The organism is Streptomyces sp. WAC 04229 (genome assembly GCF_003947455.1).
GTDB lineage: Bacteria > Actinomycetota > Actinomycetes > Streptomycetales > Streptomycetaceae > Streptomyces.
This window is the reverse complement of the sequence record NZ_QHJH01000002.1, coordinates 110,129-134,790: the sequence shown is the minus strand read 5'-3', so window position 1 is coordinate 134,790 and position 24,662 is coordinate 110,129. Positions and strand designations below refer to the sequence as shown.

Sequence of the window (24,662 nt, the reverse complement as noted above, 5' to 3'; positions counted from 1 at the left end):
GAGGCGGACCAGGATGGTGCGGCGAGGGACACGCCACGTACACCGGCCGGCCCACGGAGCAGGAGCCGATGAACGAACCGACCGAAGCCGACGGGGACGACGACACCGGCGGCCCGCCGGACCCGCCGCCCGCCCCGCGACGGGCCCCCGGTCGGGCCCTCGGCGCCGTGCTCGGTGACCTGCGTGCCGTCGACGGCGCGCTGTACGCGGCGGTCGCCGCCACCTCCACGCCCACGCTCGACCGGGCGCTGCGCCGCCTCTCCCACGCCGCGGACCATTCGAAGGTCTCCCTCGGGATCGCCGCCGCCCTCGCCCTGAGCGGTGCGCGGGCGCGCCGGGCCGCGCTCGTCGGGGCCGGGGCGGTCGCCGTGGCCTCGGCCTCGACGAACCTGCTGGGCAAGCGGCTGGTGCGCAGGGCGCGGCCGGACCGGGAGTCGGCGCGGGTGACGGTGGACCGGTACGTGCCCATGCCCGCGTCGGCGTCCTTCCCGTCGGGCCACACGGCCGCGGCGGTCGCCTTCGCCACGGCCGTCGGTGTCGTCCTGCCCGCCGCCGCCGTCCCCCTGGGCGCGCTGGCGAGCGCCGTCGGTTACGCCCGGGTCCACACCGGCGTCCACTATCCCGGCGACGTCGCCGCGGGCGCCGTCGTGGGCATCGCCAGCGCGGCGGCGGCGCTGGCCGCGGCGGCCGCCGCGCCGGTCCCGGGCGTGCGGTCGGTCTACTCGGCGACGGCGGCGCCGCAGACCGCCCTCGGCCCCGGATAACCGCCGAGGGAGCCGGAGACCCACGGCGTGTCACGGCGCGGCGGCCCGCGACCGTGCCCCGCTCGGCGAAGTCCCCCGCGCCCGCCGGGGCCACCGCCCTCACACTCCGTGCACCCCCGGGCGAGGGCGCTCCTGGTGCCCTTTCCGTCCGGCTGTGGAAACGTCCGGATCATGGCCCACATGTCCCACGGAGCCCACGGCAGGTCTCCGAACCGCGGGCGGCGCTGGTCCACGTTCCGGCAGTCGCCGTTCTGGCCTGCCACGGTGCTGGTGCTGATCCTCGCCGCCGCTGCCGGTCTCTTCGCGGGCTCGTACACCTACTCGATGGCGGACCCGACGCCGCGTTCGATCCCGACAGCGGTGGTCGGCTCGTACGACGAGGCCCGCAGCCGGGCGTTCCTGGACGGCCTGGAGCAGGCGCTGAACGCCTCGGTGAAGGTGCACACCTACGACACCCGGTCCGCGGCGGTCGGGGCACTGGAGGACCAGGAGGTCTTCGCGATCTTCGAGTTGCGCGAAGGGGGACGGACCGCCGTCCTCGACCTGTCCAGCGCGTCGGGCGCCTCGGTCGCCGAAGTCCTGTCCGACGCGGCACCGGCCGTGGGCCGGAAGACGGGCGTCCGGGTCACCGTCCGGGACATCAACCCCCTCCAGGAGGGCGACCCGCGCGGGCTGGCGATCTTCTACATCTCCCTCGCCGCGGTGATCATCGGCTTCGTCGGGGCGATCCAGCTCAGCGTGCACGCGCGCTCGCTGGTCCCCTTCGAGCGCATCCTGTTCACGATGGCCTACGCGCTGCTCGGCGGCTTCGCCATCGCCGCGACGGTGGACTGGCTGCTGGACGCGCTCGACCTGCCGTTCGCGGAGTCGTGGCTGATCCTGGCGCTCACCCTGTTCACCTCCGGCATGGTCTTCTCCATGTTCAACACCCTGTTCGGGCGCTGGGCGATGCTGCCGACCTGGGGGCTGATGGTGCTCCTCGGCAATCCCTCGTCCGGCGGCGCGGTGTCGTGGCCGCTGCTGCCGTCCCCGCTGGGGGTGATCGGCCAGTGGCTGCCGCCGGGTGCCTCGGTCAACGCGCAGCACACGGCGGTGTACTTCCAGGGCCATCAGCACGTGTTCCCGTTCCTGGTGCTGGGCGGATGGGCCCTGTTGTCCTGCGCGGTCTTCTGGATCTGGCGTCACCGGCACCCCGGCGGGCGCGAGAAGGAGCCGGTGACGGCGGAGGAGTCCTGAGGCGGCGGCACCCGGACGGACCGGCCGCCCGCCCTGCCCGGCCGCCCCGTCTGTTCCGAACGCGGCCCGGCTGCGATCATGAGGACGGAGTTTCCGCCCTCGGCTGGTTGGAGTGCACATGGCCCTCGACGTCGACGCGATCCGCGCGCAGATACCCGCCCTGAAGTCCGGCTCCGCCCGTTTCGACGCGCCGGGCGGCACCCAGACCCCGCAGCCGGTGATCGACGCCATCGGCGAGGCGCTGGCCAACCCGCTGGCCAACCGGGGCCGGACGACCGAGGGCGAGCGCAACGCGGACGGCATCGTCGCGGACGCCCGCAGCGCGCTCGGCGACCTGCTGGGCACCGAGCCGCGGGGAATCGTCCTCGGCCGCAGCGCCACCCAGCTCGCCTACGACCTGTCCCGGACGCTCGCGAAGACCTGGGGGCCCGGGGACGAGGTGGTCGTCACCCGCCTCGACCACGACTCCAACATCCGGCCCTGGATCCAGGCGGCCGAGGCGGTGGGCGCGAGCGTGCGGTGGGCGGACTTCGACCCGGCCACCGGGGAGCTGCTTCCCGAGCACATCGAGGCGGTGCTCTCCCCGCGCACCCGGCTGGTCGCCGTGACGGCCGCCTCCAACCTGACCGGCACCATGCCCGACCTGCCGGCCGTCGCCCGTCTGGCGCACGGAGCCGGAGCACTGCTGCACGTGGACGCCGTGCACTACGCCTCGCACGCGGCCGTCGATCCGGCGGCGCTCGGCGCGGACACGCTGGTCTGCTCGCCGTACAAGTTCCTCGGACCGCACCTGGGCGTGCTGGCGGCGCGGCCCGGGCTCCTGGAGACACTGCGCCCGGACAAGCTGCTGCCGTCCAGCGACGCCGTCCCCGAGCGGTTCGAGCTGGGCACACTGCCGTACGAACTGCTGGCCGGTGCCCGTGCCGCGGTGGACTTCCTCGCCGGTCTGGAACCGGACGCGCGCGGCGGCCGCAGGGAGCGGCTCGTCGCCTCCTTCGCCGCCCTGGAGACGCACGAGGACGCGTTGCGCCGGCGGATCGAGGCAGGGCTGGCGGACCTCGGCAAAATCACCGTCCACTCCCGTGCCGCGCGGCGCACGCCCACTCTGCTGTTCACCGTGGCGGGCCTGAGCCCGGCCGAGGTGTACCGGCGGCTCGCCGAGCGCGGGGTCGACGCGCCCGCCGGCACCTTCTACGCGCTGGAGGCCTCACGCCGCCTGGGCCTCGGCGACGAGGGCGCGGTCCGCGTCGGCCTCGCGCCCTACACCAGCGCCGACGACGTGGACCGCCTCCTGACGGCCCTCGCCGCGCTCACCACCGGCTGACCGGGAGCCCCGGCGTCCGGGCTCACCCCAGCGGCACCGTCACCTCACCCGCGCCGCGCGCGCTCCCGCCGCCCGCGACCCGCACGGTGAACGGCCGGTCGGTGCCGGTGGCGGTGACCCGCAGAACGTCGCCGTCGCGGCGCACCTGGAAGGTGGCGGCCGGGGTGCCCAGCAGGTCGGGCACGGTGACCTCGGTCGCGTAGTCCGCGCCGGCGGGCGGGTGGACCAGCAGCGTCGGGTCGTCCAGCCAGTCGCCGTCGGGACGCCGGTCGTCGGAGGCCAGCGGCAGGACCGCGCCCTCGCGGACATACAGCGGCAGGCTGTCGAAGGCGTGCCGTTCGGTGCGCCAGGCCGGGCCCGTGGCGCGCTCGCCGGTCAGGAGGTGGGTCCAGGTGCCCTCGGGAAGGTAGACCTCCACCTCGCCGTCCTCGGTGAACACCGGGGCGACCAGGAGGTCCGGGCCGAGCATGTACTGGCGGTCCAGCGGGCGGCAGCCGGGATCGTGGGGGAACTCCAGGAGCATCGGACGCATCATCGGCACGCCGGTGCGGTGGGCCTCGGCGGCGACGCCGTACAGGTAGGGCATCAGTCGGTGCTTGAGGAGGGTGAACCGGCGGGCGACGTCGACCGCCTCCTGGCCGAACTCCCAGGGCACCCGGTACGACGAGGAGCCGTGCAGCCTGCTGTGCGAGGAGAGCAGGCCGAAGGCCAGCCAGCGGGTGAAGACCGCGGCGTCGGGCGTGCCCTCGAAGCCCCCGATGTCGTGGCTCCAGAAGCCGAAGCCGCTCAGGGAGAGCGACAGTCCGCCCCGCAGGGACTCGGCCATCGCCTCGAAGGACGACCAGCAGTCGCCGCCCCAGTGGACGGGGTACTGCTGCCCGCCCGCGGTCGCCGAGCGGGCGAAGAGGACCGCCTCGCCCTGGCCGCGCTCCTTCTCCAGGAGTTCGAAGACGGTGCGGTTGAAGAGGTGGGTGTAGTAGTTGTGCATGCGCTCCGGGTCGGAGCCGTCGCGCCAGACGACGTCGGTGGGGACGCGCTCGCCGAAGTCGGTCTTGAAGGAGTCCACGCCCTGGTCGAGCAGGGGCTTGAGCTTCCCGGCGAACCAGTCGCGGGCGGCGGGGTCGGTGAAGTCGACCAGGCCCATCCCGGCCTGCCACAGGTCCCACTGCCAGACGTCGCCGTCCGGCCTGCGGACCAGGTGGCCGAGGGCGGCGGCCTCGTCGAAGAGCGGGGACTTCTGGGCGATGTAGGGGTTGATCCAGACGCTCACCTTCAGTCCCTTCGCCTTGAGCCGGGCGAGCATGCCCTCCGGGTCGGGGAAGACGTCCGGGTCCCACTGGAAGTCGCACCACTGGTACTCGCGCATCCAGAAGCAGTCGAAGTGGAAGACGGTCAGCGGAATGCCGCGTTCGGCCATGCCGTCCACGAAGGACGTCACGGTCCGCTCGTCGTACGACGTGGTGAAGGACGTGGTGAGCCAGAGGCCGAAGGACCAGGCCGGGGGGAGGGCGGGGCGGCCGGTGAGGGCGGTGTAGCGGGTGAGGACGTCCTTGGGGGTGGGCCCGGCGACGACGTAGTACTCCAGCGTCTGGTCCTCGACGCTGAACTGCACCTGGCCCACGGACTCGGAGCCGACCTCGAAGGAGACCGCGCCGGGGTGGTTGACGAAGACGCCGTAGCCGCGCGAGGAGAGGTAGAACGGGATGTTCTTGTACGCCTGCTCACTGCTGGTGCCGCCGTCGGCCTGCCACATGTCGACGACCTGGCCGTTCTTGACGAACGGGGTGAAGCGCTCGCCCAGGCCGTAGACCTGCTCGCCGACGCCGAGCGAGAGCCGGCTCAGCATGTGGTGGGCGCCGTCGCCGGTGGTGGCGAACGCGGTGCCCTTGGCGTTCGCCCGGGTCAGCTCGCGTCCGTCCGCGTCGTGGAAGGTCAGACCCCAGGGGCCGGCGCGGTCCAGCCGGAGGGTGAGCGGGCCGCTGGTCAGCTCGGTGACGGTGCCGTCCTGGCGCACCGCGCCGGCGCCGTCGGCGGGGTCCGCGAGGGCGAAGTCGGGGCCGGGTCCGCGTTTTCCGGCGTGATGGGTGACGCGGACGCCGATGACCCCCTCGGCGGGCGAGAAGCATTCGACCGTGAGCAGCGGCGCGTTGAGCGTGTCCCCCCTCCGCGCCACCTTCTTCACGGCGGCATAGGCAGTGAAGCGCTTCGATTCCGGGCGTACATCGCGTACCTCGGTGGCGTACGAGAGATGCACACCCTCACGGATGAGCCAGAAGCCGTCGGTGAACTTCATGATCTTCCTCGGGTGGGGCGGGAGCTGTCGGATGGGGAGCGCAGAAGCCGTCGCACAGCATGTTGATCGTACACAGAACCGCTCCCGGTTCCGAGGTGTTCACGCCAACTAGACCGCCTTGAACTGGAAGGATCACCGAAAACAACACCGCCGTCACCGCGCGGAGTGAAGAGGTCGGGGTTGCTTCGGTCTAGCGCGGAAGCGGGTCCTTGACGTATTAGTCATCCCAACAAACAAAACGGTCCGGCAGGGCAGCCGGACGGGGACGACAGCAAGGGCCGCACCATGTCGAAGCGCTTCACCTCGCTCGCCACCGCTTCCGTGCTGGTCGCCGGGGCGGCACTGGCCGGCTGCGGACAGCAGCGCGACGCCGACGTGTACACCGTGATGAATTCCTCGACCGACGAGTCCTACCACCGCTGGGACGCCGAGGCGATGGCCCGCTGCGGGGAGCGGCTGGGGGTCACCATCGAGCAGCAGAGCGTTCCGGCGGCGCAGGTGATGACGAAGGCGCTGCGCATGGCGTCGTCCAAGTCGCTGCCGGACATCGTGCAGTTCGACGCGTCCGAGATGCCGACGTTCGCCGAGGCGGGCGGTCTGGTCGACCTCGGGACCCTCGGACTGAGCACAGACGGCATACCCGAGGGCATCGTCGAGTTCGGCTCCTACAAGGGGACGTACTACGGCGCCGCCCGGTCCGTGAACACGCTCGCCCTGTTCTACGACAAGGACGTCCTCGACGAGGCGGGCGTACGCGTGCCCACCACCTGGGACCAGTTGCGCAAGACCGCGAAGCAGCTCACCCGGGGCGGGCGGTACGGACTGGCGCTGAGCGCGGGCGGCGCGGAGGACGGCGTCTTCCAGTTCACGCCGTTCATGTGGTCCAACGGGGGCGACGAGACCGACCTCGACGGCCCGAAGACGGTCGAGGCCCTCGACTACTGGAAGGGCCTGCTGACGGACGGTTCGCTCTCGAAGTCGACGGTCAACTGGACGCAGGCGGACGTCAACGACCAGTTCATGGCCGGGAACGCGGCGATGATGATCAACGGGCCGTGGCAGGTGGAGACTCTCAACAGCGACGAGTCCCTGCACTGGGGCATCGCGCCGATCCCGGTCCCGCGGGCCGGCGACGACTCGGTGGGCCCCCTCGGCGGCGCCGTGCTCACCGTGCCCCACACCGGTGACGAGTCGCGGGAGAGGACGGCCGGGAAGATCGTGGCCTGTCTGTCGAGTGAGAAGGAGCAGCTCACCTACGCGCTCAACAGCTGGATGGTCCCGGCCAACGCCCGGGCCGCCGCCGCCTGGCGCGAACGGGTGCCCGAACTGGACTCCCTCGCCGACCAGGTGGCCGTCGCCCGGTCCCGGACGGCGCAACTCGGCGCCGGCTGGTCGAGTGTGTCGCTCGCCCTGCAGAGCGCCTTCCAGTCCGCTCTGACCGGCCAGTCCAGTGAGTCCGCCCTGAAGCGCGCCCAGCAGCGGGCCACGAGCGGGAACTGAGGTACACCCCCATGACCACGCCCACCGTCACCGCCCGGACCCGGCGCCGGCTCGCGCAGTGGGGGTTCGTCGCCCCCGCCGTCGTCTTCATGCTGCTGTTCTTCGGCTATCCGCTGGTCCGCAACGTCGTGATGAGCTTCCAGCACTACACGCCGAAGACCTTCTTCACCGGTGAGGCGCCCTTCAACGGGGCCGACAACTGGTCCGACGTGTTCCAGGACGCGCTGTTCGGCAAGGCGCTGTGGCACACGCTGGTGTTCACCGCCGGGTCGCTGCTCGGGCAGTTCTGCATCGGGCTGGCGCTCGCGGTCTTCTTCAGCCGCCGCTTCCCGCTGAACGGCGTGCTGCGTTCGCTGATCCTGCTGCCCTGGCTGGTGCCCATGGTGGTCTCCGGCATCGTGTGGCGGCGCATCCTCGACCAGGACACCGGCGTGCTGAACTCGTTCCTCGACACCCTCGGGGCCGGCGGGCACACCCCCTGGCTGACCAGCCCGGACCTTGCCCTGCTGTCGGTCGTCCTGGTCAACGTCTGGATCGGCATCCCGTTCAACATGGTCATCCTGTACGGCGGCCTCCAGGAGATCCCGAAGGAGCTGCACGAGGCGGCCGCCCTGGACGGCGCGTCGGCGTGGCGGACCTTCCGCTCCGTCACGCTGCCGGTGCTCAGGCCGGTCGTCACGGTCGTGCTGGTGCTGGGGTTCATGTCGACGGTGAAGATCCTCGACCTGATCCTCGCCCTGACCGACGGCGGCCCGGCCGACGCCACGCAGACGCTCGGCACGCTGACGTACCAGAACTCCTTCGTCCAGCTGGACTTCGGCGCGGGCGCCGTCGTCGGCAACGTACTCATCCTGATCTCCGCCGTGTTCGCGGTGTTCTATCTGCGGGCCAACCGCACCGAGGGGAAGTGACCGACGATGGCCACCCACACGCCCACCGCGTCCCGGCGCCGCTGGGGCTCCACCGTCGCCGGCGTGCTCGTCCTCGGCGTGATGCTCTTCCCGCTGTACTGGATGCTCAACACCGCGCTCCAGCCCGAGTCGGGGCTGCTCCAGGTCGACCCGGTGCCGGAGGGCCTCGACCTGTCCGGCTTCTCCAAGGCGGTCCGCGACCAGGGCGGGCACCTGCTGACCTCACTGGCCGTCTCGCTCGGCGCGGTCGCCCTCTGCCTGGCGATCTCGGCGCCGGCGGCGTACGGTCTCGCACGGTTCGGGCTGCGCGGCTCGCGCACCATCGTGTTCGGCACCCTGATCACCCAGATGGTGCCGGGCATCGTCATCGCCAACGCGCTCTACAACTCGTACGTCGACCTGGGCCTGGTCAACTCCTACTTCGGCCTGATGCTCGCGGACGCCTCGCTGGGCATCCCGTTCTCCATCGTGCTGATGCGCTCCTTCATGGTGTCGATCCCGGGCGAGGTGATCGAGGCCGCGCAGATCGACGGGGCCGGGCCGGTGCGGACGTTCGCGCGGGTGGTGCTGCCCATGAGCCGCAACTCGCTGATCACGTCGGGGCTGTTCGCGTTCCTGTTCGCGTGGAGCGACTTCATGTTCGCGCTGACCCTGAACACGACCGACGAGGTCAAGCCCGTCACCCTGGGCATCTACCAGTACATCGGCGCGCACGTCGGCGACTGGGGCTCGGTCATGGCCGCCTCCGTGCTCTCCGCGGTACCGGCGGCGATCCTGCTCGTCCTCGCCCAGAAGTACATCGCCGCCGGGATCACCGGCGGCTCCGTCAAATGACGCGGGCGGAGGGCCGTGCCTTGCCGCCATCCCCGTCCGGCACCTAGCCTGACTTTGTGCCGCTAATAAACAAAACCCGATCGCACAACGCCGTGCCGGGTCCCCGCGACGATCTCACCCGCCTGCGCATCGCCCTGACCGCCTTCTTCGCCCTCGACGGCTTCGTCTTCGCCGGCTGGGTGGTGCGCATCCCCGCCATCAAGGAGCAGACCGGTGCCTCCGCCAGCGCCCTGGGGCTGGCCCTGCTCGGTGTCTCGGCCGGTGCCGTCGTCACCATGACGCTCACCGGCCGGCTGGTCCGCCGCTACGGCAGCCATCCCGTCACCGTCGCCTGCGCGGTCCTGCTCTGCCTGAGCATCGCCCTGCCCCCGCTCACCCACTCGGCGCTCGCCCTGGGCGCCGTACTCCTGGTCTTCGGCAGCGCGTACGGCGGGATCAACGTCGCCTTCAACAGCGCCGCCGTCGATCTGGTCGCCGTGCTGCGGCGGCCGATCATGCCGAGCTTCCACGCGGCGTTCAGCCTCGGCGGCATGGTCGGCGCCGGACTCGGCGGGCTGGTCGCCGGGTCGCTGTCCCCGACGCGGCACCTGCTCGGCCTCACGATGCTCGGACTGCTCGTCACCCTGGTCGCGGGCCGCGCCCTGCTGCGCTGCGAACCCGCCGCGCCGCCCGACCGCCCGGCCGGGGACGACGGCTCCCCGCGCCGCCTCGACCGCCGGACCCGCCGCTTGGTCGTCACCTTCGGCCTGATCGCCCTGTGCACGGCGTACGGCGAGGGCGCCATGGCCGACTGGGGCGCCCTGCACCTGGAGCAGGACCTGGACGCCTCGCCGGGTCTGGCCGCGGCCGGCTACTCCTGCTTCGCCCTCGCCATGACCGTCGGCCGGCTGACCGGCACGACCCTGCTGGAACGGCTGGGCCGGACCACCACGGTGGTGGCGGGCGGCACCACCGCCGTGGCCGGGATGCTGCTCGGCTCGCTCGCCCCGTCGGTGTGGGCGGCATTGTTCGGTTTCGCGATCACCGGGCTCGGACTCGCCAACATCTTCCCGGTCGCCGTCGAACGGGCCGGCGCCCTGGGCGGACCGAGCGGTGTGGCGACCGCGTCCACGCTGGGATACGGCGGCATGCTGCTCGGACCGCCCGCGATCGGCTTCATGGCGGACTGGTTCTCCCTGCCGGCCGCGCTCACCAGTGTGGCGGCGCTCGCGGCGGTCGCGGTGCTCGTCGCGGTGGCGACCCGGCGCGCGGCGGTGGAGGGCTGAGGCGCGGGGCCGGTCAGCGCGCCAGCATCCGGTTCAGCACGGCCCGCTGCACCGGGAGCGCCACGCCGTGCCGGGCCCGCCCCTCGGCGGTGAGCGCCACCCGGACGCCCCGCCGGTCCTCCGGGCACAGGGAGCGCTCGACCAGGCCGTCCTTCTCCAGGCGGGCGACCAGCCGCGACAGCGCGCTCTGGCTCAGATGGACCCGCTCGGAGATCTGCTGCACCCGGTAGCCGCAGGCGCCGTCGGCGTCCGGTGAGCCCGCCAGGATGTCGAGCACCTCGAAGTCGCTGCCGCAGAGCCCGTGTTGGTGCAGCGCGCGGTCGAGTTCGCACTGGGTCCTGGCGTGCAGGGCCAGCAGGCCGCGCCACCGCGCGACGAGCGCCTGTTCGGTCCTGTCCCCCGCCATGGGCGCACCGTAGCAGAGCGCGCGCGGCCCGAAGGACCGGTCGCCGGACCGGTCCGATCTGCCAGACTTGCCGGCATGGAGACATACGGGGGACGGCGGACGCAGGGCGAGCGGGACGCGATGACGGTCGAGATCGGCTACGCGCTGTGCAGCGCGGCGTTCGCGGCGGCCGTGCTGTTCGGGGCCGTGGCGGGACCCGCGTATCTCTTCGCCCTGCCGGCCGGTTCGCGGGGTGTGCTCGTGACCGCGGGAGCCGTACTGGCCGTCGCGGTGTTCCTGGTGCGGGTGGTGAGTGTGCTGGTGCGGTTCGGCCGCGGGGGTCAGCCCAGCCAGCCCGGCCGTACCAACCCCGACTCGTAGGCGAGCACGACCAGTTGGGCGCGGTCGCGGGCGCCCAGCTTGACCATGGTGCGGCTGACGTGGGTCTTGGCGGTGAGCGGGCTGACGACCAGTCTGCGGGCGATCTCCTCGTTGGACAGGCCGATGCCGACCAGGGCCATCACCTCCCGTTCCCGCTCGGTCAGCCGGGCCAGCTCGCCCGCCGCCGCGGGCTCCTTGGACCGGGCGGCGAACTCGGCGATCAGGCGCCGGGTCACGCCGGGCGACAGCAGCGCGTCGCCGTCCACCACCGCGCGCACGGCGCGCAGGAGTTCCTCGGGTTCGGTGTCCTTGACCAGGAAGCCGGAGGCGCCCGAGCGGATGGCCTCGAAGACGTACTCGTCGAGTTCGAAGGTGGTGAGCATGACGACCCTCACCTCCCGAAGGCCGGCGTCCCCGGTGATCCGGCGGGTCGCGGCCAGACCGTCGAGCAGGGGCATGCGGATGTCCATCAGGACGACGTCGGGGCGCAGTTCGCGGATCACGCGCACCGCCTCCTCGCCGTCGGCGGCCTCGGCGACCACCTCGATGTCCGCCTGGGCGTCCAGCAGGGCCCGGAATCCGGCCCGTACCAGTGACTGGTCGTCGGCGAGCAGTACGCGGATCACCGGTCCTCCTCCTTCGTGTGCGCCACGTCGATCGGCAGCGCGGCGAGCACCCGGAAGCCGCCGTCGGCGCGCGGGCCCGCCTCGATGGTGCCACCCAGCGCAGCCGCCCGCTCCCGCATGCCGGCCAGCCCGTTGCCGCTGCCGCCCGCGTCGGCGCCCGTCGCCGGTCCGTCGTCGTCGACGCGCAGCCGCAGTGTGCGGCCGTCCCGGTCGAGGCGGACGCGCGCGTGCCGCGAACCCGAGTGCCGCACCACGTTGGTGAGCGCCTCCTGGACGATGCGGAACGCCGCCAGGTCGGTACCGGGCGACAGTCGCGGCGGCTCCCCCTCGACCTCGACGGTGAGACCCGCGCTCGCCGCCTGCTCGACCAGTTCGGGCAGCCGGTCGAGGCCGGGGGCCGGTGCGCGCGGCGCGTCGCCGGGGGCGCGCAGGGCGTCGAGGACCTGCCGCACCTCGCCGAGCGCCTCCTTGCTCTGGTCCTTGATGGTGGTGAGCGCGGTGCGCGCCTGCTCCGGGTCGGAGTCGAGGAGGGCGAGTCCGACGCCCGCCTGCACATTGATCACGGAGATGCTGTGCGCGAGGACGTCGTGCAGCTCGCGGGCGATCCGCAGCCGCTCCTCGTCCGCGCGGCGCTTCGCCGCCTGGGCCCGTTCGGCCCGTTCCCGCGCCCACTGCTCGCGCCGGGTCCGGGCCAGCTCCGACAGTGCCACGATCGCCACCACCCAGGTGGCGATCACGATCTCCTCTCCCCAGGAGGCGGCGGAGTCCCCGGACGGCGGCAGCCATCGGAAGAGCCAGTGCGACACCAGGGCGTGCCCGGCCCAGAGTGTGACCATCGCCGTCCACGCGGCCCGGCGGTGCCCGGTGACGACGGCACTGAAGCAGGCCACCGCGACGGCCAGGAACACCGGCCCGTACGGGTATCCGGAACCCAGGTAGAGCAGCGTGGCCGCCGCCGTGCCGAACACCACGGGCACCGGGTGGCGCTGCCGCCACAGCAGGGCGGCCCCGGTGACGAACAGCAGCACCCGTGCGAAGGGGTCCAGGCCGGCCCGCTCCCCCGCCTGGGCGTGCGCGGCGAAGTTGGAGCCGATCAGCACGAACGCCGTGATCAGCGCGGTGGAACGCCAGGGCCACCGGGGGCGGCGCCCCTCGCCGTCCCGCCGGCCCCACCACGGTGGTCCGTGCCGCCACCACTGCGGTGGCCCGCCGCGGCGCTCGCGCTCTCCGTCCATGCCGCCACGCTAGACGCCGCGTGCCTCCGGCGGCGTCAGCCGGGCGTGGTGGTCAGGGGTACTCCCGGGGAAGTACGGCGGGCTCCGCCGGCGGGGCGGCCGTGCATGGGGACTTCTGGAGGTGGGCGGGTGCGGGTGGTCGGTGGCTGGGCGCGCAGTCCCCCGCGCCCCTGGGTGGGTCGGGGCGACGCCCCCCCCAAGAGCGAGCCGGTGTCAGGACGCGTCCTCGGGCGTGGGCCGGCGGTCCATGGCCGTCAGGGCCCGCTGGGCCAGCGGGTGGCCGCGGACCAGTTCGCCCAGGGACGTCGATCCCTGCGTGATGTCCTTGAACGCCTTCCAGGCCGGGCGGAACCCGGTCAGGGCCGCGTGGAAGAGACCGGGGCGGCGCTCGAACACCGTCAGCATCCGCTTGCCGACGCTCATCTCCACACCGAGGCCGGCCTTGATGGCGAAGGCGTAGTTCAGGGCCTGCCTGCGCGCGTCCACCGCGTCGTGCGCCTCCGAGATGCGCACCGCCCACTCCCCCGCGAGCCGGCCCGACCGCAACGCGAAGGAGATGCCCTCGCGGGTCCACGGCTCCAGGAGGCCCGCCGCGTCGCCGCAGACCAGGACCCGGCCGCGGGAGAGCGGCGAGTCGTCCGCGCGGCAGCGCGTCAGGTGGCCGGAGGAGATGCTCGGCTCGAAGCCGGCGAGTCCGAGCCGGCCGACGAAGTCCTCCAGGTACCGCTTGGTCGCCGCGCCCTCGCCCCGCGCCGAGATCACCCCGACGGTGAGCGTGTCGCCCTTGGGGAAGACCCAGCCGTAACTGCCGGGCATCGGTCCCCAGTCGATGAGGACGCGGCCCTTCCAGTCCTCGGCGACCGTGTCCGGCACCGGGATCTCCGCCTCCAGGCCGAGATCGACCTGGTCCAGCTTCACCCCGACGTGCGCGCCTATCCGGCTGGCGCTGCCGTCCGCGCCGACGACCGCGCGGGCCAGCACCGTCTCCCCGCCCTGGAGGACGACGGCGACGGTGCGCCGGTCCGGGACCGCCGACCCGTGCTGCTCCACCCGGGCCACCGTCGCCCCGGTGCGCACCTCGGCGCCCGCCTTCTGCGCGTGCTCGACGAGCTGCTGGTCGAACTCGGGCCGGTTGATCAGCCCGAAGAGCATCTGCCGGGAGCGCCGGGTCCGGGTGAAGCGTCCGTTGTTCGAGAACGTCACCGCGTGCACCCGGTCCCGGAAGGGCAGCTCGAAGCCGGGCGGAAGGGTGTCCCGCGAGGGACCGATGATGCCGCCGCCGCACGTCTTGTAGCGGGGCAGCTCCGCCTTCTCCAGCACCAGCACGCGGCGCCCCGCGACCGCCGCCGCGTAGGCGGCCGAGGCCCCTGCCGGTCCCGCGCCCACCACGACGACGTCCCAGACCTGACGCGCGTCGTCCGCCGAAGAGTTCTCGCTGCTCACGATGGTCTACTGCTCCGATCAAACCGCATGCCGCACCTGACCCCCGCATCCTACGGCGGCCATCGCCGCAGGCCACTGTGGGAGGATCGGCCCGTCAATCCAAGTACTCCTTGGTACAACGTCGCACCCACAAGGAGCGTGCCCATGTCGTCGAATCCGGTCGCCGAGACCGTCTCCTCGCTGCTGCCCCGCGCGAAGGAGGAACTCGCCGAGCTGGTGGCCTTCAAATCGGTGGCGGACTTCGACCAGTTCCCGCGCAGCGAGAGCGTCGGCGCCGCCAACTGGATAGCGTCGGCCCTGCGCGCCGAGGGGTTCCAGGACGTGGACCTGCTCGACACACCGGACGGCACGCAGTCGGTGTACGGGTACCTGCCCGGCCCCGAGGGCGCGAAGACGGTGCTGCTCTACGCGCACTACGACGTGCAGCCGCCGCTGGACGAGGCCGGCTGGGTCACGCCGCCGTTCGAGCTGACCGAGCGGAACGGCCGCTGGTACGGGCGCGGCGCGGCCGACTGCAAGGGCGGTGTGCTGATGCACCTGCTGGCGCTGCGCGCGCTCAAGGCGAACGGCGGCGTGCCTGTGCACGTGAAGGTGATCGCCGAGGGTTCGGAGGAGCAGGGCACGGGCGGTCTGGAGCGGTACGCGGAGGCGCACCCGGAGCTGCTGGCCGCGGACACCATCGTCATCGGCGACGCGGGCAACTTCCGGGTCGGCCTGCCGACGGTCACCTCGACGCTGCGCGGCATGACCCTGGTGCGCGTGCGCGTGGACACCCTGGAAGGCAACCTGCACTCCGGCCAGTTCGGCGGTGCGGCGCCCGACGCACTGGCCGCCCTGATCCGCGTACTGGACTCGCTGCGCGCCGAGGACGGCTCCACGACCGTCGACGGGCTGGCGGCGGACAGCGCGTGGGAGGGCCTGGCCTACGACGAGGAGCAGTTCCGCCGGGACGCCCGGGTGCTGGAGGGCGTGGAGCTGATCGGCTCCGGTTCGGTCGCGGACCGGATCTGGGCCCGGCCGGCCGTCACCGTGCTCGGCATCGACTGCCCGCCGGTCGTCGGCGCCACCCCGTCGGTGCAGGCCGGCGCCCGGGCGCTGGTGAGCCTCAGGGTGCCGCCGGGCGTGGACGCCGCCGAGGCCACCAAGCTGCTCCAGGCACACCTGGAGGCGCGCACGCCGTGGGGCGCCCGGGTCGCCGTCGAACAGATCGGCCAGGGCCAGGCGTTCCGCGCCGACACCTCCAGCCCGGCGTACCAGGCCATGGCGGACGCGATGGCGGTGGCGTACCCGGGCGAGGAGATGCAGTACGCCGGTCAGGGCGGCTCCATCCCGCTGTGCAACACCCTGGCGGCGCTGTACCCGGAGGCCGAGATCCTGCTGATCGGCCTGAGCGAGCCGGAGGCGCAGATCCACGCGGTGAACGAGAGCGTGTCGCCGCAGGAGCTGGAGCGGCTGTCGGTCGCCGAGGCGCTGTTCCTGCGCAACTACGCGGCGAGCTGAGCCGGGGCGGTTCGGGTTCTGCCGTCGGCAGAGGGGCCTCGCCACCGCGCGGGGCCCTGCCTACGGTCGTCCCATGGACGTCATCGAGCTCCTGCCGCGTCTGCGCCTGCTGCGCTTCCCGGTCGGCCAGGCCTACCTCTGGCGCGACGGCGACGACCTGACGCTGGTCGACGCGGGGCCGGCCGGGGCCGGTGCGGGCATCGTCGCGTGGGCCGGCTCCTTCGGGCGGGTACGGCGTGTCGTCCTCACCCACTTCCACGAGGACCACGTGGGCGGGGCGCAGGAGGTCGCCGCGCGCACCGGGGCCCAGGTGGTGGCACACACCCTGGAGGCGCCCGTCGTGCGCGGTGAGGTGCCGGGTCCACCGCCCGTCTTCGAGGACTGGGAGCGTCCGCTGCACGAGAAGGCGCTGCGGCTGCTCCCCCGGGGCGGGTTCGACCGGCCGACGCGGGTGACCGAGGTGTCCGACGGCGACGTTCTGGACTTCGGCGGCGGGGCGCGGGTGGTGCACGCGCCCGGCCACACGGACGGAAGCATCGGGCTGCACCTCCCTCGGCACGGTGTGCTGTTCACGGGGGACGCCGTTGCCGCGTCGCCGGACGACGGCGGGGTGATCCTCGGCGTGTTCAACACCGACCGGGCCCGGGCCGTCGCCTCCTTCGGGCGTCTGGCGGCGCTCGACTCGGAGCTGGTCTGTTTCGGTCACGGGGATCCGGTGACCGTCCGGGCGGGTCGGACACTGCGGGAGTCGGCACGGAGCTACGGGGCGGCCTGCTGACGCCGGCCGACGGGGATGCCCGCCTCCAGGTAGAGGGCGGCTCCGCGTTCCCGGGCCCGCAGGGCCCAGCGCAGCCGCTCGTAGCGGACCGGGGGCAGCAGGCCGGCCGCCTCGTCCTCGGTGACGAAGCGCCAGTCGCGCAGTTCCTGGCCGGGGAGCAGCACCCGGCCGGCGTCGGCGGAGCCGAGCCGTCCGCCGTCGAAGAGGAGCCGCAGCCCTCCGTGGGCGGGGGGTGCGGGCCGTTCCCAGTCGACGACCAGCAGGGCGGGGACGTCGGCGAGGCGGATGCCGGTCTCCTCGTGGACCTCGCGGATGCCCGCGCGGGCGGGCGCCTCGCCGGGTTCGACGACACCGCCGGGGAACTCCCAGCCCGGCTTGTAGGTGGGGTCGACCAGCAGCACGCGGTCCCGCTCGTCGAAGAGCAGGACACCGGCGGCGACGGTCTCGCCCGTGGGCTCCGGGGTCTGCACGATCTCGCAGGCCGGGGCGGCGCCGGTGCCGACGGCCTCGGCGACCCGGGCGGCGGCCTCGTACGGGGTGAGGGCGCCGGTGTCGACCGGGTGGGCGTCGGCCGTGAGCCAGGAGGCGAGGGCGGACCGGTAGGGCTCGATGTTGTCGTACGACCACTGCCGCACGCGTATCTCGCCGTCGGGCAGGCCCTCCGGTGTCCCGCGGCGCGCTATCCGCTCCCGCAGGATCGTTTCGGCCGGGGCCAGCAGGACGTGTCTGACCTCGATCCGGCGGGCGGCGAGACCGCCGAAGATCTCGTCCCGGTACTCCTGGCGGAGCAGGGTCATCGGCACCACGAGGGTCCCGCCGAGCTCGGCGAGCATCGCGGCCGCCGTGTCGATCACCAGGCGGCGCCAGATCGGCAGGTCCTGGAAGTCGCCCACCTCGGCCAGGCGTTTGGGCGGCAGCAGGTGTGCGAGTGCCCCGCCGATGATCTCGGGGTCGAAGAGCGTGCTGTTCGGGATCAGTTCGATCAGTTCCCGTGCGGTGGTGGTCTTCCCCGCACCGAACGCGCCGTTGATCCAGACGACGGTCACAGGTCCCCCTCTTCTGTTGGCCCCCTGTGGCTTGCCCGCTCCACCCTGCCACGGAAACCAGGCCCAGTTGAGGACGTACGACAGCGGCGCCGGAGCCCCCGGGGAGAGGGGCGCCGGCGCCGTTTGCACCGATGGCGCGGCGGGCGTCAGCCCAGCTGTCCCAGGGCGTCGTCGGTCAGGGTCAGGCTCTCGGTGGCCACCGTGTCCTGGGCGGTGCTGACGGCGTCCTCCGCGCCGAGGCCGAGCGGGAGATCGCTCGATTCGGAGTGGGACGGGGTGACGGCCGCGACGACGAAGCCGGTGGCGAGGGACGCGAGGGCGAGCATGCTGCGCTTCTTCATGCCCCGTTCAACTACGGGGCGACGCCACGGTCACGGGTACGCCCCGGGAAGCGTCGGCCCGGCCCGCCCCTCCCGTCGTCGGCCAGGGGCGACCGGCCACCACTCCACCGCCCGCCCGGGGCCACGCGGCCGCCCCGGTGCGGCGGCGGCTCAGACGTGCGCCGCCGTCACCCCGGTCGCCCTGGTCAGCGCCGCCGACGCCGCCCCCACGAGGCCCGCGTCCGTGCCCATCTGGGCGGGCACGACCACCAGGCGCTGGACGAAGGAGAGGGTCGCGTAGTCGGTAAGGGCCTTGCGCAGGGGGGTGAAGAGCACGTCGCCCGCCTTGCCCACGCCGCCGCCCACCACGGCGATGTCGATCTCGACCAGGGTCGCGGTGGCGGCGATACCGGCGGCCAGTGCCTGCGCGGCGCGCTCGAAGGAGGCGACCGCGACGGGGTCGCCCAGGCGGGCGGCGGCGGCGACCGCGGCGGCGGAGGTGTCACCGTCCGGGCCGGGCCGCCAGCCGCCGTCCAGGGCGCGCCGGGCGATGTTGGGGCCGCTCGCTATGCGCTCGACGCAGCCGCGGGCGCCGCACGGGCAGGGATCCCCGTCCAGGTCCACGCTGATGTGACCGATGTGGCCGGAGTTGCCCGTCGGGCCGGGGTGCAGCCGGCCGCCCAGCACCAGTCCGCCGCCGACACCCGTCGAGACCACCATGCACAGCGCGTTGTCGTGCCCGCGCGCGGCGCCCTGCCAGTGTTCGGCCGCCGTGATGGCCACCCCGTCGCCGATCAGCTCGACGGGCAGGTCGCCGACGGCGTCCCGGACCCGTCGGACCAGGGGGTAGTCGCGCCAGCCGGGCACATTCACCGGACTGACGGTACCGGCGGAGGCGTCCACCGGGCCCGCGCTGCCGATCCCGACGGCCGTGACCCGCCCCCACAGCGCCGTCGCCGTCAGCTCCGCGAGCACGGCCTCGACGGCCCCCATCACGGTGTCGCCGTCCTCCCGGGCAGGCGTCGCACGCTGGGCGCGCGCGTGGATGCGGCCGTCGCCGTCCACCAGCGCACCGGCGATCTTGGTGCCGCCGATGTCCAGCGCTGCCACGAGGTCGGTGTGCATCAGAGTCGGATCTCCCCGTCGGACCGAAAACGAAAAAAGAAAACGAAAAAAGGTGAACACAAGTGCGCACCGTGGACCGGTCCCAGGTGGGGACGAGGACCGGAGAGTGCGATGGACAGTGTCTCCCGCATCTGACAACGTTGTCCAGGCTCTATGCTCGACGCCACATCCTCATACAAACGCATGACCGACACATCCCCCGTGGACGACAGGAGCCGACGCACTCCCGTGGACGACAGGACAGGACACCGCATCGTGCCCGACACGACCCGCCGCGCAGACCGCCTCCCCGGGAACCGCTACGGCAATCGCCCGACCATGAAGGACGTCGCCGCCCGGGCCGGGGTCGGCCTGAAGACCGTCTCCCGGGTGGTCAACGGGGAGCCCGGCGTCACCCCGGAGACCGAGCGCCGCGTCCAGGAGGCCATCGACGCCCTCGGCTTCCGCCGCAACGACAGCGCGCGGGTGCTCCGCAAGGGACGGACCGCGAGCATCGGCCTCGTTCTGGAGGATCTGGCCGACCCCTTCTACGGGCCGCTCAGCCGCGCCGTGGAGGAGGTGGCCCGGGCGCACGGCGCGCTGCTGATCAACGGGTCCAGCGCGGAGGACCCGGACCGTGAGCAGGAGCTGGTGCTGGCGCTGTGCGCGCGGCGCGTCGACGGCCTCGTGGTCATTCCGGCCGGGGACGACCACCGGTACCTGGAGCCCGAGCTGAAGGCGGGCGTCGCGACGGTGTTCGTGGACCGCCCGGCGGGGCAGATCGACGCGGACGTGGTGGTGTCCGACAACTTCGGCGGCGCCCGGGACGGCGTGGCCCACCTCATCGCGCACGGGCACCGCAGGATCGGCTTCATCGGCGACATGCCCCGCATCCACACGGCCGCCGAGCGGCTGCGCGGCTACCGGGCCGCCATGGAGGACGCGGGCATCCGGGTGAAGGACGCCTGGATGTCCCTGGGCGTCACCGACCCCGAGCGGGTGCGCAGGGCGGCCGAGGACATGCTCGCGGACCCGGAGCCGGTCACCGCGATCTTCACCGGCAACAACCGGGTGACCGTCACCGTCATCCGCGTCCTGGCCGAGCACACCCCGGGCGTCGCCCTCGTCGGCTTCGACGACATCGAGCTGGCCGACCTGCTCCAGCCGGGCGTCACCGTGGTCGCGCAGGACGCGGCCGCCCTCGGCCGCACCGCCGCCGAACGCCTGTTCCGGCAGCTGGACGGCACCCTCCTCGCGCCGGACCGCATCGAGCTGCCGACCAGGCTCGTCACCCGCGGCTCCGGCGAGCTGCCGCCGGCGGGCTGAGGCGGGCGTGCCGAAGCCACCGGGCGAAGGCCCCGCGCCGCGGCCTCCCGAGGGCACCCGCGCGGCCGTACGGGCCGACGGCGACGACCGGACGCTGGAGGCGCTCGGGCTGGCCGGGGTGCCCCGCGAGGAGCCGCTGCTGTACCCGGGGGCGTGGCCCCGGGAGTCGGGACTGCTCGACGGCGACCGGCTGCTGCCGCTGGACCGGCCGGTCCCCGAGGACGGGGGCGACCGGGTCCCGGTCCTGGCGATCGGTTCCAACGCGAGCCCGGGCCAGCTGCGCCACAAGATGGCCGAGTTCGGCATCGACTCGCCGGTCCCGATGGTCAGGACCCGGGTCACCGGCCTGGACATCGGGGTCTCCGCCCACGTGAGCCGCATGGGCTACGTCTCCGCCTCGCCGGTGGGCGCCCCGGGGGTCGTGCGGGAGCTGTTCGTCCTGTGGCTGGACCCCGAGCAGCTCGCCGTGATCGACGCGAGCGAGGGCGTGCCCATGGCCCACGGCAACTTCGACCGGGCCTGGCTCCCCGCGCCCGAGGTGCGCGTCGAGCCGCCGGACGGCACGGTGCTGCGCGGCGCGTACGTCTACGTCAACCGCCACGGCGTCCTGCACGACGGCACCGGCACGCCACGGCGGCATCCGGGCGAACAACGGCCCCTGATCACCGACCTGCTGCGCGGATCCGCCCGGTTGCGCGCCCTCTTCGGCACGACACCCGAGGAGTTCTGCGCCCGCGCCCGGGCCGACCGCTCCCTGTGCGACCGGGGCACGCGGCTGTTCGCCGAGGAACGACGTGTGACGGCGTCGGGCCTGGAGAAGTACGTGCGCCCCGGCCGGCCCGAGGACCCTCGCGGCGGGACCCGGCCGCCGCCTACTGCGCCGATGCCGTGAGGTCGCCGCGTCGGGGCGCGGAGAAGCCCTCCAGGTCGGCGCGGGTCAGGCCGGTGAGGCGGGCGACCTCTGCGATGTCGAGGGCGCCGCAGTCCAGGCCGCGCAGGAGGTAGCCGCTGAGGGCCTTGGCGGTGGCGGGCTCGTCCATGACGTCGCCGCCCGCGCGGTTCACGTACCGGGCGAGGCGGGCGGCGGCCTGCTCGAAGCCCTCGCGGTAGAAGGCGAAGACGGCCGCGTACCGGGTGGGGATGTGGGCGGGGTGCATGTCCCAGCCCTGGTAGTAGGCGCGGGCGAGGGCGCGGCGGGTGAGGCCGTAGTGCAGGCGCCAGGCGTCGTGCACCTTGGCCGTGGGGCCGACCGGCAGGACGTTGGTGGAACCGTCCGACACGCGTACGCCGGTGCCCGCGGCGGCGACCTGCATGACCGCCTTGGCGTGGTCGGCGGCGGGGTGGTCGCTGGCCTGGTGGGCGGCGGAGACGCCGAGGCAGGCGCTGTAGTCGAAGGTGCCGTAGTGCAGTCCGGTGGCGCGGCCCTCGGCGGCCTGGATCATGCGGGCGACGGCGGCGGTGCCGTCGGTGGCGAGGATGGACTGGCTGGTCTCGATCTGGATCTCGAAGCCGATCCGGCCCGGCGTCAGGCCGCGTGCCTTCTCGAACGCCTCCAGGAGCCGCACCATGGCGGTGACCTGCTCGGGGTAGGTCACCTTCGGCAGCGTGAGGACGAGTCCCTCGGGCAGGCCGCCGGCCTCCATCAGGCCGCTGAGGAAGATGTCGAGGGTGCGGATGCCGCGGGCCCGCACCGGGGCCTCCATGCACTTCATCCGGATGCCCATGTACGGGGCCGCCGTGCCCTGTTCGTACGCCTCGGCGATCAGACGGGCGGCACGGGCGGCGGCCTCGTCCTCCTCGGCGTCCGTGCGGTTGCCGTAGCCGTCCTCGAAGTCGACCCGGAGGTCTTCGATCGGCTCGCGCTCCAGCTTGGCGCGCACGCGCGTGTGGACCGGCTCGGCGAGGTCGTCGGTGAGGCCGAGGACGGCGGCGAAGGAGGCGGCGTCCGGGGCGTGTTCGTCGAGGGCGGCGAGCGCCTGGTCGCCCCAGGAGCGGATGGTGTCGGCGGCGAAGACGTCACCGGGGACGTACACGGTGTGGACGGGCTGGCGGGTGCCCGGGTCTCCGGGGTAGCGGCGCTCCAGCTCCGCGTCGACCGGTGCGAGGGAGGCACTGATCTCCTCGCCGACGGCGCCCGCGAGGCTCGTTGCCACCTTCTCCTGCTGACCCATCCCACACCCTCCTGGTATCAACTTTTCCGCTGACCGGAATCAATAATCCGTAGAGCGAAGTTATCCGGCGGTTCGTCGCCGGTCAACACCATCCTGCGCAGACGCCGAGGCCCCCGCGACCAGGACGACGGTCGCGGGGGCCTCGGACGGGATGCCGGGAGGACGCTCAGCCCTTGCGGGACTTCACTTCCTCGGTGAGCTGCGGGACCACGTCGAAGAGGTCGCCGACGACGCCGTAGTCGACCAGGTCGAAGATCGGGGCCTCGGCGTCCTTGTTGATCGCCACGATCGTCTTCGAGGTCTGCATGCCCGCGCGGTGCTGGATCGCGCCGGAGATGCCGGAGGCGATGTACAGCTGCGGCGAGACGGACTTGCCGGTCTGGCCGACCTGGTTGGTGTGCGGGTACCAGCCCGCGTCCACCGCGGCGCGCGAGGCACCGACGGCCGCGCCGAGGGAGTCGGCGAGCGCCTCGATGATCGCGAAGTTCTCCGCGCCGTTGACGCCGCGGCCGCCGGAGACGACGATCGCGGCCTCGGTCAGCTCGGGACGGCCGGTCGACTCGCGCGGCGTGCGCGCGGTGACCTTGGTGCCGGTCGCGGCGGCGGAGAAGGTGACCGACAGCGCCTCGACCGCGCCGGCGGCGGGGGCGGGCTCGACGGCGGCGCTGTTGGGCTTGACCGTGATGACCGGGGTGCCCTTGGAGACGCGGGACTTGGTGGTGAAGGCGGCGGCGAACACCGACTGCGTGGCCACCGGGCCCTGGTCGCCGGCCTCGAGGTCGACGGCGTCGGTGATGACGCCCGAGCCCAGGCGCAGCGCCAGGCGGGCGGCGATCTCCTTGCCCTCGGCGGAGGACGGGACCAGCACGGCGGCCGGGGAGACCGACTCGGCGGCGGCCTGGAGGGCGTCGACCTTCGGCACGACCAGGTAGTCGGCGTACTCGGCGGCCTCGTGGGTGAGGACCTTGACCGCGCCGTGCTCGGCGAGGGCGGCGGCGGTGTCGGCGGCGCCGTTGCCCAGCGCGACGGCGACCGGCTCGCCGATGCGGCGGGCCAGGGTCAGCAGCTCCAGGGTCGGCTTGCGGACGGCACCGTCCACGTGATCGACGTAGACGAGAACTTCAGCCATGGGACTTCTTCTCTCCTGCTTGCGAAAGATGAGGGGCGGTCGGCGGAGCGGGGCTCAGATGAACTTCTGGCCCGCGAGGCTGTTACACGAACTTTCGCTCCGCGAGGAAGGCGGCGAGCTGCTTGCCGCCCTCGCCCTCGTCCTTGACGATGGTGCCCGCGGTGCGCGCCGGGCGCTCGGCCGCGGAGTCGACCGCGGTCCAGGCGTTCTCCAGGCCGACCTCGTCCTCGTCGACGTCGAGGTCGGAGAGGTCCCAGGACTCGACCGGCTTCTTCTTGGCCGCCATGATGCCCTTGAAGGACGGGTAACGCGCCTCGCCCGACTGGTCGGTGACGGACACGACGGCCGGGAGGGAGGCCTCCAGCTGCTCGGTGGCGGTGTCGCCGTCCCGGCGGCCCTTGACCGTCCCGCCCTCGACGGAGACCTCGGACAGCAGCGTCACCTGCGGCACGCCCAGGCGCTCGGCGAGCAGCGCCGGTACGACGCCCATGGTGCCGTCGGTGGAGGCCATGCCCGAGACGACCAGGTCGTAGCCGGCCTTCTCGATCGCCTTGGCCAGGACCAGGGAGGTACCGATGGCGTCGGTGCCGTGCAGGTCGTCGTCCTCGACGTGGATCGCCTTGTCCGCGCCCATGGACAGCGCCTTGCGCAGCGCGTCCTTCGCGTCCTCGGGGCCCACCGTCAGGACGGTGATCTCCACGTCGTCGTCGGAATTCTCGGAGATCTGCAGCGCCTGCTCGACCGCGTACTCGTCCAGCTCGGAGAGCAGACCGTCCACGTCGTCCCGGTCGACGGTCAGGTCATCGGCGAAGTGCCGGTCGCCAGTGGCGTCGGGCACGTACTTCACAGTGACAACGATCCTCAAGCTCACGCCGGCTCTCCTACTGCGTCGACATTTCAGTGCTGCCTCTTGCAGGCAGCATAGGCGCCCCAAGCGGCCGATCCCGGGCGGGGCGACCTGCGCTTCGCACCGGAATATTACTCGTCAGTACACCCAGTTCTTTCCCGCTAAGCAAGCGCTTTGAACTGTGACCTTCGCAACGCAGCGTAACCGGAACTCGACGCCTCCGCAGAAGCGGCCGGTGCCGGGG

Annotated in this window: 23 protein-coding genes; 12 read left to right on the top strand and 11 right to left on the bottom strand. The window is 73.0% G+C overall.

All coding sequences use genetic code 11. The annotated features are described in order from the left end of the window. The first annotated feature begins 68 nt into the window (after positions 1 to 68). From DMH12_RS01175 to DMH12_RS01165, 3 genes are all read left to right on the top strand, one after another. The gene (locus DMH12_RS01175) at positions 69 to 764 is read left to right on the top strand and encodes a phosphatase PAP2 family protein (RefSeq protein ID WP_125489617.1); all 696 of its coding nucleotides are present in this window, start codon (positions 69 to 71) and stop codon (positions 762 to 764) included. A gap of 171 nt (positions 765 to 935) precedes the next feature. Then, entirely contained in the window at positions 936 to 2,000 is a 1,065-nt protein-coding gene (locus DMH12_RS01170) for an ABC transporter permease (protein ID WP_185832087.1), read from the top strand. 118 nt (positions 2,001 to 2,118) lie between these two features. Beyond that, positions 2,119 to 3,324 carry a cysteine desulfurase-like protein gene (locus DMH12_RS01165; RefSeq protein WP_125489615.1) on the top strand — a complete coding sequence of 402 codons (1,206 nt, stop codon included), beginning with the start codon at positions 2,119 to 2,121 and terminating at the stop codon, positions 3,322 to 3,324. A gap of 22 nt (positions 3,325 to 3,346) precedes the next feature. Here DMH12_RS01165 and yicI read toward each other — a convergent pair whose 3' ends face one another. Continuing rightward, on the bottom strand, positions 3,347 to 5,617 hold the full coding sequence (yicI, locus tag DMH12_RS01160) for an alpha-xylosidase (protein ID WP_125489614.1): 2,271 nt from the start codon (positions 5,615 to 5,617) through the stop codon (positions 3,347 to 3,349). Between the two features lie 285 nt (positions 5,618 to 5,902). On the opposite strand from yicI, the gene DMH12_RS01155 reads away from it, so the two are divergent. From DMH12_RS01155 to DMH12_RS01140, 4 genes are all read left to right on the top strand, one after another. After that, entirely contained in the window at positions 5,903 to 7,117 is a 1,215-nt protein-coding gene (locus DMH12_RS01155) for a sugar ABC transporter substrate-binding protein (protein WP_125489613.1), read from the top strand. Between the two features lie 11 nt (positions 7,118 to 7,128). Next, a complete protein-coding gene (locus DMH12_RS01150) occupies positions 7,129 to 8,028 on the top strand; it encodes a carbohydrate ABC transporter permease (protein ID WP_260473961.1) in 900 nt (299 codons plus the stop codon). A gap of 6 nt (positions 8,029 to 8,034) precedes the next feature. Then, positions 8,035 to 8,862 carry a carbohydrate ABC transporter permease gene (locus DMH12_RS01145; protein ID WP_125489612.1) on the top strand — a complete coding sequence of 276 codons (828 nt, stop codon included), beginning with the start codon at positions 8,035 to 8,037 and terminating at the stop codon, positions 8,860 to 8,862. Positions 8,863 to 8,954: 92 nt separating this feature from the next. Next, positions 8,955 to 10,127, top strand: coding sequence for an MFS transporter (locus tag DMH12_RS01140; protein ID WP_125489611.1), 1,173 nt, complete (start codon positions 8,955 to 8,957; stop codon positions 10,125 to 10,127). A gap of 13 nt (positions 10,128 to 10,140) precedes the next feature. Here the strand turns inward: DMH12_RS01140 and DMH12_RS01135 are convergent, their stop codons facing one another. Beyond that, a complete protein-coding gene (locus DMH12_RS01135) occupies positions 10,141 to 10,533 on the bottom strand; it encodes a MarR family winged helix-turn-helix transcriptional regulator (RefSeq protein WP_125489610.1) in 393 nt (130 codons plus the stop codon). Between the two features lie 75 nt (positions 10,534 to 10,608). On the opposite strand from DMH12_RS01135, the gene DMH12_RS01130 reads away from it, so the two are divergent. Beyond that, positions 10,609 to 10,893 (top strand): DUF6332 family protein, encoded by a 285-nt coding sequence (locus DMH12_RS01130; protein WP_125489609.1) that lies wholly within the window; start codon positions 10,609 to 10,611, stop codon positions 10,891 to 10,893. Here the strand turns inward: DMH12_RS01130 and DMH12_RS01125 are convergent. From DMH12_RS01125 to DMH12_RS01115, 3 genes are all read right to left on the bottom strand, one after another. Next, positions 10,854 to 11,519: a response regulator transcription factor gene (locus tag DMH12_RS01125; protein ID WP_125489608.1), complete on the bottom strand. Its 666-nt coding sequence runs from the start codon at positions 11,517 to 11,519 to the stop codon at positions 10,854 to 10,856. The genes DMH12_RS01130 and DMH12_RS01125 overlap by 40 nt on opposite strands. Next, the gene (locus DMH12_RS01120; RefSeq protein WP_125489607.1) at positions 11,516 to 12,754 is read right to left on the bottom strand and encodes a sensor histidine kinase; all 1,239 of its coding nucleotides are present in this window, start codon (positions 12,752 to 12,754) and stop codon (positions 11,516 to 11,518) included. Before DMH12_RS01120 ends, DMH12_RS01125 begins: the two co-directional genes overlap by 4 nt. A 213-nt stretch (positions 12,755 to 12,967) precedes the next feature. Further along, a complete protein-coding gene (locus DMH12_RS01115) occupies positions 12,968 to 14,197 on the bottom strand; it encodes a geranylgeranyl reductase family protein (protein ID WP_125489606.1) in 1,230 nt (409 codons plus the stop codon). A gap of 144 nt (positions 14,198 to 14,341) precedes the next feature. Here DMH12_RS01115 and DMH12_RS01110 point away from each other — a divergent pair, with 144 nt between their 5' ends. Further along, positions 14,342 to 15,697 (top strand): dipeptidase, encoded by a 1,356-nt coding sequence (locus tag DMH12_RS01110; RefSeq protein ID WP_125489605.1) that lies wholly within the window; start codon positions 14,342 to 14,344, stop codon positions 15,695 to 15,697. 73 nt (positions 15,698 to 15,770) lie between these two features. Continuing rightward, positions 15,771 to 16,475, top strand: a complete 705-nt coding sequence (locus DMH12_RS01105) for an MBL fold metallo-hydrolase (RefSeq protein ID WP_125489604.1) — start codon at positions 15,771 to 15,773, stop codon at positions 16,473 to 16,475. On the opposite strand, the gene DMH12_RS01100 is transcribed toward DMH12_RS01105, so the two are convergent. The 3 genes from DMH12_RS01100 to DMH12_RS01090 all read right to left on the bottom strand — a co-directional run bounded on the left by DMH12_RS01100 (position 16,457) and on the right by DMH12_RS01090 (position 18,966). Then, positions 16,457 to 17,521 (bottom strand): NUDIX hydrolase, encoded by a 1,065-nt coding sequence (locus DMH12_RS01100; RefSeq protein WP_125489603.1) that lies wholly within the window; start codon positions 17,519 to 17,521, stop codon positions 16,457 to 16,459. The two genes, DMH12_RS01105 and DMH12_RS01100, sit on opposite strands and share 19 nt — an antisense overlap. Positions 17,522 to 17,667: 146 nt before the next feature. Then, positions 17,668 to 17,862: a hypothetical protein gene (locus DMH12_RS01095; RefSeq protein ID WP_125489602.1), complete on the bottom strand. Its 195-nt coding sequence runs from the start codon at positions 17,860 to 17,862 to the stop codon at positions 17,668 to 17,670. 150 nt (positions 17,863 to 18,012) lie between these two features. Next, positions 18,013 to 18,966: an ROK family protein gene (locus DMH12_RS01090; protein ID WP_125489601.1), complete on the bottom strand. Its 954-nt coding sequence runs from the start codon at positions 18,964 to 18,966 to the stop codon at positions 18,013 to 18,015. A gap of 228 nt (positions 18,967 to 19,194) precedes the next feature. Here DMH12_RS01090 and DMH12_RS01085 point away from each other — a divergent pair, with 228 nt between their 5' ends. Together DMH12_RS01085 and DMH12_RS01080 are read left to right on the top strand one after the other, a co-directional pair. Next, positions 19,195 to 20,271, top strand: a complete 1,077-nt coding sequence (locus tag DMH12_RS01085) for a LacI family DNA-binding transcriptional regulator (protein WP_185832086.1) — start codon at positions 19,195 to 19,197, stop codon at positions 20,269 to 20,271. 94 nt (positions 20,272 to 20,365) lie between these two features. Continuing rightward, a complete protein-coding gene (locus DMH12_RS01080) occupies positions 20,366 to 21,163 on the top strand; it encodes a hypothetical protein (RefSeq protein WP_125489626.1) in 798 nt (265 codons plus the stop codon). Here the strand turns inward: DMH12_RS01080 and DMH12_RS01075 are convergent. The 3 genes from DMH12_RS01075 to DMH12_RS01065 form a co-directional block, all read right to left on the bottom strand. Further along, on the bottom strand, positions 21,144 to 22,442 hold the full coding sequence (locus tag DMH12_RS01075; RefSeq protein ID WP_125489599.1) for a DUF6986 family protein: 1,299 nt from the start codon (positions 22,440 to 22,442) through the stop codon (positions 21,144 to 21,146). The two genes, DMH12_RS01080 and DMH12_RS01075, sit on opposite strands and share 20 nt — an antisense overlap. A gap of 166 nt (positions 22,443 to 22,608) precedes the next feature. Continuing rightward, entirely contained in the window at positions 22,609 to 23,571 is a 963-nt protein-coding gene (locus DMH12_RS01070; RefSeq protein ID WP_125489598.1) for an electron transfer flavoprotein subunit alpha/FixB family protein, read from the bottom strand. A gap of 82 nt (positions 23,572 to 23,653) precedes the next feature. Next, positions 23,654 to 24,442: an electron transfer flavoprotein subunit beta/FixA family protein gene (locus tag DMH12_RS01065; protein WP_125489597.1), complete on the bottom strand. Its 789-nt coding sequence runs from the start codon at positions 24,440 to 24,442 to the stop codon at positions 23,654 to 23,656. Positions 24,443 to 24,662 lie beyond the last annotated feature (220 nt).

Coding starts and splice junctions, on each gene's coding strand:
- DMH12_RS01070 (WP_125489598.1), bottom strand. CDS start 23,571: ATGGCTGAAGTTCTCGTCTACGTCGATCACGTGGACGGTGCCGTCCGC.
- DMH12_RS01075 (WP_125489599.1), bottom strand. CDS start 22,442: ATGGGTCAGCAGGAGAAGGTGGCAACGAGCCTCGCGGGCGCCGTCGGC.
- DMH12_RS01165 (WP_125489615.1), top strand. CDS start 2,119: ATGGCCCTCGACGTCGACGCGATCCGCGCGCAGATACCCGCCCTGAAG.
- DMH12_RS01155 (WP_125489613.1), top strand. CDS start 5,903: ATGTCGAAGCGCTTCACCTCGCTCGCCACCGCTTCCGTGCTGGTCGCC.
- DMH12_RS01095 (WP_125489602.1), bottom strand. CDS start 17,862: ATGAAGAAGCGCAGCATGCTCGCCCTCGCGTCCCTCGCCACCGGCTTC.
- DMH12_RS01145 (WP_125489612.1), top strand. CDS start 8,035: ATGGCCACCCACACGCCCACCGCGTCCCGGCGCCGCTGGGGCTCCACC.
- DMH12_RS01130 (WP_125489609.1), top strand. CDS start 10,609: ATGGAGACATACGGGGGACGGCGGACGCAGGGCGAGCGGGACGCGATG.
- DMH12_RS01120 (WP_125489607.1), bottom strand. CDS start 12,754: ATGGACGGAGAGCGCGAGCGCCGCGGCGGGCCACCGCAGTGGTGGCGG.
- DMH12_RS01090 (WP_125489601.1), bottom strand. CDS start 18,966: ATGCACACCGACCTCGTGGCAGCGCTGGACATCGGCGGCACCAAGATC.
- yicI (WP_125489614.1), bottom strand. CDS start 5,617: ATGAAGTTCACCGACGGCTTCTGGCTCATCCGTGAGGGTGTGCATCTC.
- DMH12_RS01135 (WP_125489610.1), bottom strand. CDS start 10,533: ATGGCGGGGGACAGGACCGAACAGGCGCTCGTCGCGCGGTGGCGCGGC.
- DMH12_RS01105 (WP_125489604.1), top strand. CDS start 15,771: ATGGACGTCATCGAGCTCCTGCCGCGTCTGCGCCTGCTGCGCTTCCCG.
- DMH12_RS01110 (WP_125489605.1), top strand. CDS start 14,342: ATGTCGTCGAATCCGGTCGCCGAGACCGTCTCCTCGCTGCTGCCCCGC.
- DMH12_RS01175 (WP_125489617.1), top strand. CDS start 69: ATGAACGAACCGACCGAAGCCGACGGGGACGACGACACCGGCGGCCCG.
- DMH12_RS01170 (WP_185832087.1), top strand. CDS start 936: ATGGCCCACATGTCCCACGGAGCCCACGGCAGGTCTCCGAACCGCGGG.
- DMH12_RS01150 (WP_260473961.1), top strand. CDS start 7,129: ATGACCACGCCCACCGTCACCGCCCGGACCCGGCGCCGGCTCGCGCAG.